Annotated in this window: 9 protein-coding genes; 1 reads left to right on the forward strand and 8 read right to left on the reverse strand. The window is 56.5% G+C overall.

The window, feature by feature from the left end:
• Positions 1 to 32 precede the first annotated feature (32 nt).
• On the reverse strand, positions 33 to 404 hold the full coding sequence (locus tag MHI24_RS06625) for a helix-turn-helix domain-containing protein (protein ID WP_340024790.1): 372 nt from the start codon (positions 402 to 404) through the stop codon (positions 33 to 35).
• Positions 405 to 575: 171 nt separating this feature from the next.
• Here MHI24_RS06625 and MHI24_RS06630 point away from each other — a divergent pair, with 171 nt between their 5' ends.
• The gene (locus MHI24_RS06630; protein ID WP_340024791.1) at positions 576 to 1,163 is read left to right on the forward strand and encodes an NAD(P)H oxidoreductase; all 588 of its coding nucleotides are present in this window, start codon (positions 576 to 578) and stop codon (positions 1,161 to 1,163) included.
• Positions 1,164 to 1,183: 20 nt separating this feature from the next.
• Here MHI24_RS06630 and MHI24_RS06635 read toward each other — a convergent pair whose 3' ends face one another.
• The 7 genes from MHI24_RS06635 to MHI24_RS06665 all read right to left on the reverse strand — a co-directional run bounded on the left by MHI24_RS06635 (position 1,184) and on the right by MHI24_RS06665 (position 13,847).
• Positions 1,184 to 2,071 carry a PhzF family phenazine biosynthesis protein gene (locus MHI24_RS06635; protein ID WP_340024792.1) on the reverse strand — a complete coding sequence of 296 codons (888 nt, stop codon included), beginning with the start codon at positions 2,069 to 2,071 and terminating at the stop codon, positions 1,184 to 1,186.
• 292 nt (positions 2,072 to 2,363) lie between these two features.
• The gene (locus tag MHI24_RS06640; RefSeq protein ID WP_340020827.1) at positions 2,364 to 3,596 is read right to left on the reverse strand and encodes an IS110 family transposase; all 1,233 of its coding nucleotides are present in this window, start codon (positions 3,594 to 3,596) and stop codon (positions 2,364 to 2,366) included.
• A 455-nt stretch (positions 3,597 to 4,051) separates the two neighbouring features.
• Positions 4,052 to 5,548, reverse strand: coding sequence for a glycoside hydrolase family 20 protein (locus MHI24_RS06645; protein ID WP_340024793.1), 1,497 nt, complete (start codon positions 5,546 to 5,548; stop codon positions 4,052 to 4,054).
• Positions 5,549 to 5,579: 31 nt separating this feature from the next.
• Complete coding sequence (locus tag MHI24_RS06650) at positions 5,580 to 8,318, reverse strand: alpha-mannosidase (RefSeq protein WP_340024794.1); 2,739 nt, start codon at positions 8,316 to 8,318, stop codon at positions 5,580 to 5,582.
• Positions 8,319 to 8,324: 6 nt separating this feature from the next.
• Entirely contained in the window at positions 8,325 to 9,323 is a 999-nt protein-coding gene (locus MHI24_RS06655) for a glycoside hydrolase family 130 protein (protein WP_340024796.1), read from the reverse strand.
• A 38-nt stretch (positions 9,324 to 9,361) separates the two neighbouring features.
• Positions 9,362 to 10,681: a glycoside hydrolase family 125 protein gene (locus MHI24_RS06660; protein ID WP_340024797.1), complete on the reverse strand. Its 1,320-nt coding sequence runs from the start codon at positions 10,679 to 10,681 to the stop codon at positions 9,362 to 9,364.
• Positions 10,682 to 10,700: 19 nt separating this feature from the next.
• Positions 10,701 to 13,847 carry an alpha-mannosidase gene (locus MHI24_RS06665; protein WP_340026619.1) on the reverse strand — a complete coding sequence of 1,049 codons (3,147 nt, stop codon included), beginning with the start codon at positions 13,845 to 13,847 and terminating at the stop codon, positions 10,701 to 10,703.
• Positions 13,848 to 13,854: the final 7 nt, after the last annotated feature.

Consider the following 13,854-nt stretch of genomic DNA (forward strand, 5'->3'; position numbering starts at 1 on the left):
GAACCCCTCTCGTCTGTCTCTGTCTCTGCTGCCTAAAAATCCTCCAGCACCCTGGATCTGTCGCCATAAATCTTGTCCAGATGCTCCTCGCCCCAGTAGCATAACAGGTCCAGCGCGGGCTTCAGCCCCCAGCCGTAGGCCGTCAGCTCATACTCCACCCTGGGCGGGATCTCCTGGTAGATGGTCCGCGAGATAATCTCATCGCTCTCCAGGCCTCTTAACTGGGCGGTCAGCACCTTCTGGGTGATGCCGGGAATGAGCCGCAGCAGCTCGGAGGTGCGCTTCTGTCCGGTCATGAGATGGTAGATAATTAACGGCTTCCACTTGCCGCCCATCACTTCCAGCGCCGCCTCTACGCCAACTTTGTACTTCTTCGGAACGTGATCTTCACGCTGCTCGGTCATTGCTTCTGCCTCCATTATGTAGGGAACCTCAAGGTTCCTAAGGTGCGATTATCTTCCTATAGCACATCAAGGTGCGTACTTCCGGGTAAGTATGATTCCTGTATATAATAGCATCAGCCACGCAACAAGGCTACAAACCTGTTAGATAAGAAAGGTAGTGAAGATACTAACATGAGCATATTAATCGTCGTATCGCATCCGAGACAGGATTCCCTGACCTTCCAGGCTGCCCGCCGTTTCGCTGAGGGATTGAGCCAGGCCGGCCATGATTATGAGATATTGGATTTGCATGGAATCGGGTTTGACCCTGTATTGCAAGGAATGGAGGAACTCCATATGACCGCAGGTGAAGAGGAACAGCCCTATTCTCCTGAATTAGAGCGGGAAATGGAGCGGGTGCGGCAGCATGACGGGCTGGCATTTGTGTTTCCGCTGTGGTGGTGGCATCTGCCGGCCATGCTGAAGGGGTATATCGACCGGGTGGTGAACAACAGGATTGCCTACGGCACAAATAATCTGCAGGGTTATCGTGCGCTATGGCTGGCGCTGGCAGGCGTATCCGAGGCGCAGATGAAAAAGCGCAGCTATGATGAAGCGATTGACCGTCTGCTTAACGTGGGAATTGCCGATTACTGCGGAATCACAGACTCCAAGGTAGAATTCCTCTACGAGACTGCGAGTTCCGCACCCGGACATCGTGAGGCGTTGCTGGAACAGGCCTATCAGGCGGGATTACAGTATGGCAAGGGGGAGAACTGACAAATCATAGGAATGAGGGATCACAGCGTCACATCAAATTCATTCACATACACCGCGTTGCCCGTCACTTCTATAGTGTTGCCGTTGTCCGACACGGACACCCTGACTCTGCCGTCCCTGCCGATCTCAAGGCCCTGCTCAACCAGCAGCTCAAAGGAGGAGGCTGGTTCTTGTCCGCCGATGTACCTGGAATAATAAGCCCCCATCACCCCGGAGGCGGTGCCTGTAACCGGGTCCTCAACCGTCCCTGAGAAGGGGGAGGAGAAATGGCGGGCGTGCATATGCGCCTCAGGATCATACGTCTCCAGGCAGAACGGGTGAATGGACGAGCGGGGCATCTCCTTCAGCACCTCGGGGAACCGCTTGTTATCCGGCACCATCCGGGTGAAGGCGTCAAGACTTGTAATCGGGACAAGTAAGGTCCACGTTCCGGTGCTGCCGTACAACACGGGGAGCGTCCCGTCTATATCACCGGGTTCGAGGCCAATCGAGCGGGCCAGGTCCTCAAGCGATCCGTTAAAAGGCTTGAACTGCGGGCTGGCCTGCCTCATTGTCATATAGAGCCCGCCATGGTCTTCTGTGATGCGGATGGGCAAGACTCCCGCCTTGGTCTCGATGGTCAGCTCGCTGGCGTCTCCAAGCAGCCCCTTTGTCTTCATAGCATACAACAACGCCATCGTCCCGTGGCCGCAGAGATTAATCTCATGCCCCGGGGTAAAATAGCGTATTCTGAGATCCGCCTGATTGGATTTTAACGGAAACGCTGTCTCATTGAAGCCTACCTTCGCTGTGATCTCCTGCATTTGCTCCTCCGTCAGACCCTCGCCGTCCAGCACAACCCCTGCCGGGTTTCCCTTGTTTGGAATGCTGCTGAACGCATCATAATGATAGACTTTGATATTCTGCACACCTGCACCGCCTGTCTTTTTTGAGTAATATGATAGCATAAATGTATTTAATGTGAATTTTAGATATTTAGGCATCAATGGTGTCAGCCTGGAGAAATTCGGCCCATGGACGCCGCGCGCACCCAATGTAGTCGGTTTTTCGATTACATTTGGACCATGCGCCTCCGTCACGCCCAATGTAGTCGGTTTAATACGAAAATAAAAGTACCGGAAAACGCGCCGCAGACTGGGTTTTGACAAAAAAAGACCCACCGCCCCCAAAAAACGTTTCGTTTTTTTGAAAAAGGGAAGACTATGGGGTAGGATTTAGTTGCACGCTATATCCTAACTGCTGGATATATTGAACGTACCGATCCAACCTGTTTTTCTTGGACGTCTCATCGCCTAGTGAGACGTCTATTTCTTGGTATGACCTCTTCTCCCGCATCAGGGCATGGAGGATTCGAATCAGCAAATGCGCCGTGGCGACGTTTGCTTTTTTATCTCCTCGTCTCTTCCGGATTCGTCGAAAGAATTGGCCGATCCGGTTCGAGGAGCGAGCGTTCGCCCAAGCCGCCTGACACAACGCACCTTTCAGATGCTTGTTCCCTTGCATCGTTTTTGACTTTCTTCGCTTTCCCGCACTTTCGTTGTTCCCTGGACACACTCCCGCCCATGAAGCGAACTGCGCATCACTCGGGAACATTTCCGCGACATGCGGCCCCACTTCGGCAAAAATGGTCACAGCAGACGTCCGCTCAATTCCTGGAATGGAGTCAATTTGTTCAATCACCTCCAGGTACGGTTCTGCCTTCGCCTCGATTCGCGCTTCCAGTTCCGTGATTCTTTTCTCCAAATAGACCAAGTGGTCCCAGTGGTCTCGAATCATCTCCCGATGATGACGGCGCAACTTGCCATTGAGCGCGTCGAGTAGCTGCGGAACTTTCTTTTTTAAACGGGTTTTGACCAGGTTTTTAACGGTCACTTCGTCCACGACCTCGCCGTCCATGATCTTCTGGAGCAGGCCCCGTCCCGTAACCCCATAGAGATCGGACATAAAGGTGGTTAGTTTGATGTTGGCATCCTGCAGGATTTTGTGAATGCGGTTTTTCTCCGCCGTCACCGCCTGCACCATCTTACTCCGGTAACGAGTCAAATCCCGCAAATCCCGGATGTCCTGTTCGGGCACCATACTGCCTTCAATGAGCCCGCAACGGTGCAATTGCGCTAACCAGCGCGCGTCTTGCATGTCCGTTTTTCGACCCGACGTATTCTTTACCCGCCGGGCGTTGGCCAGGACGAGGTCACAACTGCCCTCTAAGATGTTCCATACCGGTTTCCATAACACGCCGGTGCTCTCCATCACCACTTCCCGGCAGCCGTGTTCACTCAGCCAATCTTGCAGGCCGAGCAATTCTTTGGTTGTCGTCCCAAACGTTTTCAGGTGATATTGGGGTTTCTGTTCGATCGGTCCTTTTAACACGCAGGCTACAACGGTTTCCTGATGCACGTCCAGACCGGCGCAACACATACGTACAGCATCCATTCCTACCATCCTCCATCGTCAGTTTACAAATCATGCGCTCGAGTGAGTGTAATTTAATACACGTACTTTTGGGGGCTACAATAGGCGATGCTCGAAAAGCGCAATAGAACGGTTTTTCGAACGGGGTGGGTCCCAGTAACCGTTTCCGCCCTTTGATTTGTATATGTAAGTGTTGACGACTACAGCCTCATTTAGAATGGATGCGACGGATGCCAACCACTTATTTTCATTCCTGGGGGTGACAAGGCCTCTGCCTTGTCATGCCTGTTTTTCGACTACATTTGAACCCCGCGCCTCCACCGCGTCCATTGTGTTCGTTTTTCCGCATTCACACAAAAAAGCAGCAACGAACCTCTCCCTAAAGAGGACGGTATCCGTTGCTGCAATCATAAAGAATATACGATTTGTTTACTTAATTCTCTATTCAGCCATCTATTCAGCCATCTACTCACTGTCTACTCAGCCGCATCCTGCTTCCCCAGCCAGGCTAACTCCGCCATCGCCCGCAGCGGGCCGCGGAGGCCAGCCGCCACTTCCGCTTCGCTCTGCGCTTCCGGCTTGTCGCTCCAGATGGAGAAGGTGGTGCCGACCAGTTCACGCGGATAGGCTCCGGTGTATTCCTGCTTGACTTCCCCGGTGCGGGCCGGGAATAGGCCGGGATGCCAGGAGGCACGGATTTTCCCGGCTGTCGGATACTTGTAGCCTGCATGCTCGCCCAGCACATAATACAAGTAACCGTCGTTGTAGTTGATTACCTGATGACCCTTGGCCAGAATGTCCTCCACCGGGGCCATCATCGGGTGCCACTTCGTCCAATACGTAATTTGTATGGATGGCTTGGGTGCGACCCGCTGGATCTGATCCGCACGATAGAGGCCATCATTCCAGGCACGGACCGTCCAGCCCTTAGACTCCAGATGCTCAGCGACCTCGTTAAGATAATCAATATAAGTGTCCACACCCGTACCGCCGCTGATGTTCAGCACATTCTGAGCATATTCCGCGAGCTGAGGATACTTGTCGAACTCTGCAAAGTTGATGAATTCATCTCCGCCGATATGAAAATAACGGCTGCCGGCAAACAACTCGGCGTATTCGTCAATCAGCTCCAGCACGAACCGGCGGGCTGCCGGATTCGTGATATCCAGCGCACCCGGTGCCGGGTTTCCCGATGAATCCTTAAGCAGCCAATCGGGACGAGCGCGGAGCGCCTGTCCCAGATGCCCCGGTGAATCCAGCGAAGGGATAATGTCGATATGATACCGCCGGGCGGCATGGATAATCGCCTTCATCTCCTGCTTGGTTAAAGCCTGCTCCGACACCACCTCAGGATGGCTCTCACTCATCAGCCGGAAGCCCTCGTTCTCGGAAAAATGCAGCTGTAACGTATTCAGCCTGAGCCGGGACATCTCCCTGATCCGCTCCAGCAGCCAGTCCTCGCTGTAAAATTTGCGGCCGATGTCGATATGCAGCGCCCGCTCCGGCATGACAGGGGAATCGGTGATGGTGCCGCAGGGCACGGAACCGTCATCGGCCAGCCGCTGCAGCAATGTCCGCAGACCATATATCACCGCCCGTTCACTTGAGGCGGTGATCTTCGCATAAGTTCCGATGTCAATGACGTAAGCTTCCTGGCTGTCCAGGTCTCCAGTAGCTTCATGATCCGTCAATTCAATAACGATATCGCCCGAAGCAGGTGTCTCACACTCCCCGTAAACGACAGGCAAGAGCTGGTCAGCGGGTGTCAGACTGCCTGCATACTCCGAGAGAACAATGAAGATGGTATCGTTCAGGACCATGTTCCCCTCAGACCTGGGATTGTCCACAATCCGGGCCTTGGACCCGGCAGACAGCCGCCATGGCTCCCCGGATGCCGCCGCAATCTGCTGCTGCACAACAGTGAGCGGGCCATTATTGGAGGCGCGCCGCTCTACTGGTTCATTCATATCCATACTCTTCCCACCTCCTCCTTCTGTTCATGGATCAACGCAGCCGGATGCCTACTGTCTTAATCTCATGTCCGCCAAGCGGAAGCTTAACTGAAGCGGTACCTTCAGTCTGAAGCTCTTCACCTGCTGCCTCCAGTATATTCGAAGTATAGATAGAGGCAAGCGGAAGCTCAGGCTCCAGCTCCAGCTCGCAAGGCTGTTCCGTCAGGTTGAACCAGCGGAGCAGCACATCGCCGCGCTCCTTGTTCAGCTTCATGGAGGAGAAGGCAGCGGTCACGCCGCTCCAGCGGACGGCCGAATACACGGCAGGAATCGTCCCTGTATGAACCTCTGCCTGCGCCGAGGTCCATGGAATCTGGAACTGGTAAGCAGCAGCGGCAGCACCAGAGCTTACGGTGTCCCCGCTGTGCGGCAGCAGCAGCATATCCGCTGTCTGTTCACCCAGACACTGGGCTTCAGGCGTTGGGAACCAGCCCCAGTCGCCCATCTCGCCGACACTGCGGAGCAGCGTAACGGCAATCGTATTGCGGTCATCCCGCAGAATCTCGTATTCGTGTAATCCAAGGTTAGCGACCGTGAGGCCGGCATTCTCCCCGGCAACATCCACGAAGCATTGCTGATGCTGCGCATTGCTCGGGTTCTGCCATTCCGGTGCCGGCTCGTTCGGGCGTTCCGCCAGCTCGAACATCGAATCCACACGGTGCGAGGCTGCAGTCAGATCCGCAGGGAACAGCATCCGCAGACGGTGGTCTTTAGCCGTATTATCGATATAGCTCTTCACTTCCAGCCCTTTGCCGCTGCGCTCCAGTCTTAAAACAGTCCGCAGCTTAAGGGTTACAGTAGCGCTACTACGCTTAGCCTGCCGTTCCGGGTAATAGACCAGCGCCCGCTGCTCTTCTTCCAGCAGGGCATCGGCCGAAGCCGGAATCTCCCAGGCATGGCTGATTTCGATGGCAGCCCGGTATGGCGTATCTTCAATAACGGCGATATCCGCGTTAAGGCCAAGAGTCGTCAGCGGCACTTCACCCGCAGGCGCTCTGTACATATATTCATTCCCGATGTCACCGGTATTCTCGTACACACCAAGGTCACGGTAAATCTTGCCGCTCGGCTTATGCTCCAGCGTGAAGGAGCCGTCAGCCATTACTTCTACCCGCAGCGTATCGTTCTCCAGTACGCGCTCACCTTGAACCAGCGAGGAGGCTTCTTCAACGGCAGCTGCCCCAACAGGACGCACCCAGGCATAGGTGCGCAGCCCAAGCGCCGGAACATCCGCCGCTTCAAAAGTCAGCCGCACTTTGCGGCAGCTATATGGCTGGCGGAACCGGTCATCCGGCAGATCATAACCGAAGGACAGGCCGAGATCCTCCACCGTACAAGGAAGCGGCTGGCCCTGTTCATCGACCAGGACCCGTCCGGCCAGGTTCACGGCCTGCATCAACCGTGCATTCTCTTCAAGAGGCAGCCCGTCGCGCAGATACTGGCGGGCCGCATCCAGTTCTACGGTCACCGTACCGGTGCGGCTCCAGCCGCTGGTATTCGTGACCACGAACGGAACGGCCTCTTCCCCGTAAGCGGCGAAGCCGGAGGTGTCGACCGCTGCGGTGATCGCCTGCATGCTATCGGCTACGATGCCCTCAGCCATGTGATAGCTTTTGTCGAACCGGGTGACCATCTCGCGGTGCACCTCATCCACGCTGCAGCCGCAGATGGAATCATGCGGATGGTTCTGCAGCAGCGTTTTCCACGCATAATCCAGCAGGTGATGCGGATAATCCCCGCCGTGCAGCCCCGCAATAACCGCCAGCGGCTCGGCCACCTTCTCCAGCATGGCCTGGCCCCGCTGGTTGAGCTGCTTCAGGTACACGCGGGCGGACGCGGTATTAACCAGCGTTCCCCAGCCGTCCGTGCGCTGGCTGCGCAGCTCGCCTTTTACCGTGGACAGACTGCGGCCGGCCAGTGAAGCTTCCACTGCCTTGATGTAATCAGGGAAGTTCGAGTGAACGAAGGCGACCTCCGGGTGCAGCTTCTCCGCCGTGCGGATCGCCTCCGGCAGGTCGGTCTGCAGCGGCTGGTGATCGCAGCCGTTCATGAACAGCAGCTGGTCGGTCGCGGCATACTGGCGGGCATCGCCCAGCTTGCGTTCCCAGAAGCGGCGGGCCTCCTCTATCTCAACAGGAACCTCATTCCCGTTAGAATACCAGTTGGCGAACAGGATGCCCAGCACCTGCGAGCCGTCCGGCCCTTCCCAGACCAGCTCCGAGAACGAGGATTCGTACCCGTCATCCGATACCATATTATTGAAGCCCGTCGGCTTCACCCCGCGCCCGAAGAAGGCGTTGGTAATGCCCGCCTGCTGCATAAGCTGCGGAATCTGTCCGGTCAGGCCGAAGGTATCCGGGAAATAGCCGATTTTGGACACTTCCCCATAGACTGCCGCATCCTGATGCCCGAGCTGTAAATTACGCACATTGGCCTCCGGGCTGGTCAGGAACGCATCCTGCAGAATATACCAAGGCCCGATGTAGATCCGTCCCTCCCGGATATGCCGCATGAGCCGCTCCCGGTTCTCCGGACGGACCTGCAGATAATCCTCAATGATAATCGTCTGCCCGTCGAAGAAAAAGCTGCGGAAATCCGGGTTCTGCTCCAGCGTATCCAGCAGCGTGTCCACGAGCTGAATCAGCCGGAGATGATGGCGTTCATAAGGCAGATACCATTCCCGGTCCCAGTGCGTATGCGAGATAATATGTGCCGTCTGTTTTGTGGTCATAGCCGGTTACCCCTCAATCTCCAGCGGATATTCATCCATATAGCTCATCAGCTCATCCACGGTTGTGAAGGCCAGCCCCGTCACCGTATCCGCACAGCCGTAGTAGATGGCAATCCGTCCGGTAGCCGCATCGGTCAGTGCCGCGCAAGGGAACGTCACGTTCGGCACATCGCCGACACATTCATATAACTCCTCCGGGCCGAGGATATAGTTGCGTGAGCGGGCTTTTACCTTCCAAGGCTGATCCAGATCCAGCAGCGCAACACCCATGCGGTAGACGAATCCGTTGCAGGTGTTAATAACGCCGTGATAGATCAGCAGCCAGCCCTTGTCGGTCTCAATCGGAATCGGCCCCGGACCAATCTTCTTGGACTGCCATGCGGAAGCGTCGCCGTTCACCGTGCCCATCACATAGCGGTGTTTGCCCCAGAAGGTCAGGTCAGGACTCTCACTGTAGAAAATATCGCCAAACGGCGTATGCCCGGTATCGCTCGGACGGCTGAGCATCGCATAATTATCGCCAATTTTACGCGGGAGCAGCACCCCGTTCCGGTTATAAGGCAGGAAGGCATTCTCCAGCTGGTGGAAGGTTTTGAAATCGAATGTATAAGCAAGACCAATCGTAGGCCCGTGGTACCCGTTGCACCAGGACACATAATAACGGTCATCAATCTTGCAGACACGCGGATCATAGCGGTACTCGCGCTTGGTGATCTCTTCATCGCCCTCGAAGACGATTGGCTCATGGTTGATCTTCCAGTTCACACCGTCTTCACTGAAGCCCGCAAAAATATCCATGCTGACCGACCGCGAATCACAGCGGAACACGCCTGCGAAGCCGCCTTCAAACGGAATGACCGCCGAGTTGAACACACTGTTCGAGTTCGGAATGGCGTTGCGCGGGATGATCGGGTTGGCGGAATATCTCCATACTGGGGAGTTGCTGCCTTCAGGCTTTTCCTGCCAAGGGATGTTCGGTAATGCTTCTCCAATAATTGTACTCATGCTCAGGTCTCCTTTATCTGTGAAAAAGTATATTTGTCTTAGAGAATGCCTTCCTTCAGCGCCCGCAAAATCAGCTGCGAGAACAAGCTGTTCGACCAGGCGAACCACTTGCGGGTGAACACGGACGGATCGTCAGCGTGGAAGCCTTCATGCATATAGCCGGTATCGGCGTCGGTCGCTTCCAGCATGGCGATGACCGCCAGCCGCTCTTCCTTGCTGTCTGCCGTAATGCCTTGCATCGACAGCGCCATATGCCAGATATAGCCCGGAGGGGTATGCGGACTGCCGATTCCTTTGGCGGCCTTACCCTCGAAGTAGAACGGGTTCTCCTTGCTCAGCGCGAAGCGTCTCGTATTCTGGTAGACCGGATCGTCATTGTTCAGATAGCCCAGATACGGAATGGATATCAGGCCCGGCGTTCCGGCGTCATCCATCAGGCTGTAATTGCCGTAGCCGTCTGTTTCGTAGGCATAGATCGGGCCAAATTCAGGGTGGCGGTAGATGCCGTACAGCTTGATGCCGTGATCGACCTCCTGCTCCAGCTCCTTCAGCTCAGCCAGGAAATCCAGGTCCCGGAAGACCCACTCGGCAAAATCCTGCATCTGCCGCAGCGCCACCACCGCGAACATGTTGCCCGGGATGTTGTAATGGAAGTCGCAGGCATCGTCACTGGAGCGGAAGCCGGACCAGATCATGCCGGTGTAATTCACAGGCATCCCCAAGCCGCCGTTACGGATGGAATCCTCGATAATCCCGTTGTTCCGGGTGAAGCGGTACGGGGACTGCTCGGCATGATGCTGCTCGCGTTTGAACAGGTCGGTGATGACGCGGAGCATTTTTTTGAAATCGGCGGTGAAGAAATCGGTCTGCTTCGTCTCTTCCCAGTAGGCATGGGCCAGCCGGATTACGAAGCACAGCGAGTCGATCTCGAATTTGCGCTCCCACACCCAGGGCGACATCTCGGTCACATCGGCGGCATTCCAGTGCCAGTCATTGGCCGATTCATTGAACGCGTTGGCGTAAGGATCGATCAGCACATACTCCGTATGGCGCTTGATCAGCCCGCCGATAATCCGCTGCAGATCAGCATCCTCCGCGGCAAAAGGCACATAATGTATAACCTGCTCCACCGAATCGCGCAGCCAGCAGGCCGGGATGTCGCCTGTAATGACAAAGGTGGTTCCGTCATCAAGCAGCTTGGTGGTCGTCTCCAGTGTATTCGGGAAGCAGTTGCGGAACAGCCGCTGCAGCTTGGGCCGGTGGGCCAGCTTCGCTTCGGCGTCGGCCAGCACGGCCTGAATGGATGACGGCAGCGCAAGCTCCGGCATCTCGATGCGGGGAAGTCTGAATTGTTCCAAGGTAGTAGTCTCCTTCTGCTTAATCTATAGTAGGATGAATAATCTTAATCGTCTTGATCTCGAACGGATGGAAGTCTAGCGTCAGCACGCCGTCTTCATCCGGCAGCAGTTCAGTCTCTTCCTCCAGCGCATTGGACAGGTAGATAGCCGAATGCGGCAGCGGCCAGCTGATCCGCACGGTCTCGCGTCCACCGGCTGATTCATACAGCCGCAGGATGCTGCCGCGTCCGTCTTCCGCCAGCTTGACGGTATCGAGCACCACCTGCTTCCCTTCGTAGGGAAGGAGGGAACCGGCGGACGGATGCTGCCCTGCACTTGCCGCGCAGGCTACCGCATAAGAGGCGTGATTCAGCTCGGCAGCCTTACGCTGGGTGTGCGCTGCGCGCCAGTCTTCACTATGCGGATAGAGGGAATACGTGAATTCATGCTCTCCCTGATCCGCTGAATGGTCCGGCCAGCGCGGTGCTCGCAGCAGTGACAGACGGATGGTGCTGCCCTGCGTGTCATAGCCGTATTTGCAGTCGTTCAGCAGGCTGACGCCGTAATCATGCTCCGACACATCGGCATACCGGTGTCCGCAGACCTCGTACTGCGCCTGCTCCCAGCTGGTGTTGCGGTGCGTGGTCCGCTCCAGTGCGCCGAAGGGAATCTCATACGTGGCCTTGCTGGTCACTACATCAATCGGGAAGCCAACCTTCAGCAGCTTGTGGGCTTCGTGCCACTGCACCTTCGTCTTGAAGTCGATCCGCTTGTCGGCGTGGTACAGGATCAGCTCCTGCTGGATTTCCGATTCTCCGAGGCTCCAGCGGAAGAACAATACATCGCAGACCGGACCTGCGGACAGCAGCCGCTTCTCCAGCAGCACCGCCGCTCCGGCAGGTTGTTCTTCATAACGGCTGTCGATATCCCAGGCATCCCATAGAATCGGACGGTCGTGGAAGAAATGCAGCCGGTTCAGCGCTTCCCCGGACTTCACAATCTCACGCCCGGCTTCCTTGTCATACAGGCTGATGATCTCGCCCAGCTCGTTGAACTGGAGCCGGTAATAGCCGGTCTCCCAGCTGTCATCGAACGCAGCGGAGTCCGCCGCAGGGATGGAGTTGTTGCCTGCATCCGATGCATCCGCACCCTGCGCGTCTTCCCGCAGCCATACGGTTGCATAACCGAACGCCGGAACCTCCGGCACCCTTACACGCAGCACTGCCTGCTCTCCTGCTGTAGCCAGCTCTGCCGGAAGCCGTGTTCCGTTCCCGTCATAGACGGCGGCAGTGGCAGGCTCCACATCAGAGGCCACCGCAAGCTCGGCTACCATATCCCGGGTCCAGCCCAGACCGTTCAGGATCACATAAGGCTGTCCTTCTCTGCGGGTATCAATATCCGCTACAGCAGCCTCCATCACAGACTTCAGGCTGCTCTCCCCAAGGACGAAAATATTCTTATATTCCTTCTCTGAGGTCTCATAGACCTCGGGAATCGACGAGCCGGGAATAATATCATGGAACTGGTTCAGCAGAATCAGCTTCCAGCCTTCATGCAGAGCCTGCCCTACCTCTTCACGCCGCTGCGGCGTCAGCCGGTGTCCGGCCAGGGTCTGCCATAGCTCCGCTTCCCGGTAGAGGATCTCCGCCTTGCGGTTATTGCGCTTGTTGCGCGCATGGGTTGTATAGGTTCCCCGGTGCAGCTCCAGATAGAGATCGCCCTGCCAGACCGGCAGCTCCGGCGCTGCCTGCTCGATGCCGGCGAAGAAATCCGCCGCCGTGCTGTAGCCGGAGGCCGGCTGGCCTACCATCAGCTCCGAGCGCGACAGGTATTCCAGCATCTCCCGGGTCACGCCGCCGCCACCGTCTCCGTGTCCGTAGAGCAGCATTTGCTCGCTGTGAACGGCTTTTTGGCGGTAGGACTGCCAGTGCTCGTGGACATCCTTCGGCAGCGTATTCTCATTCACGCCATGGTTCATATAAGATAACAGTGCTGTCCCGTCGATGCCGACCCAGTGGAACAGATCATACGGGAACACGTTCGTATCATTCCAGCCAAGCTTCGTAGTCATGAAGTAACGGACATTACCGTGCTTCAGAATCTGCGGCAGGGAGGCGCAATAGCCGAAGGTGTCCGGCAGCCATTCAATTTCGGACTGCTGGCCGAATTCCTCCTGATAGAAGCGCTGCCCGTACAGCATCTGCCGCATCAGGGACTCTCCGCTTGGAATATTCAGATCCGGCTCCACCCACATGCCGCCGACCAGCTCCCAGCGGCCTTCCTGAATCCGTGCCTTCACCTTCGCATACAGCTCAGGATCGTTATCCTTCAGATACGCGAACAGCTGCGGCTGGCTCTGGGCATAACGGTATTCCGGGTACTCCTCCATCAGGGCATGTACCGTCGAGAAGGTCCGGCTGGTCTTCCGCACCGTCTCCCGGGTCGGCCATAACCAGGCGATGTCGATATGCGACTGCCCGATCATATGAATGAAGCCTTCGCTGTTGCCGCCGATGGCCCGCACCTTCGCGGCCAGCTCCTGTTCAATTGCTTGTATCTCCTTACCAGCCTGCGAAACATCGGACCCCAGATTCACATAAGCATCCATCGCCTGATGCAGCGCCTCCAGCATGCGGACACGCCGGAAGTCCTGCTCCGGCAACAGCAGCGCCGAATCGCGGATTACGGTCAATGTATACATCAACGACTGCACCGGCCGGTTCACCCGGACGAGTGCAGCGGTGATGGAGCGTACCGGCGGCTGAATCACCGCCTGCTTATTGAGCGGATCATCCGGCTCAGGAATCGGATCATACAGCTCAATCTCAATCTCCGGGCGTCTTCCCTCCGTCTCCGGGATCAGGGAAGCATAGGTATGATTGCGGTCGAGCCCCTGCCGCGAGGCTCCGTTCACCCGCAGCAGCCCTTCGCCGCCGGAGTGGAAGATCAGCCCGGTGTCCGCGTCGGTCCAGTCCGCCGGGATATCCAGGGTGATACGGAAGTAATACGTTGTCCCTTGCACACTCGGAAACAGTCCGAACGATTCGCTGCCCGGATACGGCTGCGGTTCGTCATAATGTCCCGGCTGCCGGTAGACGGTGGAGAAGACCTTCCAGTCCTCAAGCACCCGGTATTCCAGCCATTGCTGCTGCGAGCATTCGCGGATGAACCGGTTAATCCGTTCGATGTTTATC

This window comes from Paenibacillus sp. FSL K6-1096 (assembly GCF_037977055.1).
Taxonomy (GTDB): Bacteria; Bacillota; Bacilli; order Paenibacillales; family Paenibacillaceae; genus Paenibacillus_AQ.

Excerpts from the sequence above, each read along its gene's own strand:
- MHI24_RS06655 (WP_340024796.1), bottom strand. The coding sequence starts at position 9,323 with ATGAGTACAATTATTGGAGAAGCATTACCGAACATCCCTTGGCAGGAA.
- MHI24_RS06630 (WP_340024791.1), top strand. The coding sequence starts at position 576 with ATGAGCATATTAATCGTCGTATCGCATCCGAGACAGGATTCCCTGACC.
- MHI24_RS06645 (WP_340024793.1), bottom strand. The coding sequence starts at position 5,548 with ATGGATATGAATGAACCAGTAGAGCGGCGCGCCTCCAATAATGGCCCG.
- MHI24_RS06640 (WP_340020827.1), bottom strand. The coding sequence starts at position 3,596 with ATGGATGCTGTACGTATGTGTTGCGCCGGTCTGGACGTGCATCAGGAA.
- MHI24_RS06625 (WP_340024790.1), bottom strand. The coding sequence starts at position 404 with ATGACCGAGCAGCGTGAAGATCACGTTCCGAAGAAGTACAAAGTTGGC.
- MHI24_RS06650 (WP_340024794.1), bottom strand. The coding sequence starts at position 8,318 with ATGACCACAAAACAGACGGCACATATTATCTCGCATACGCACTGGGAC.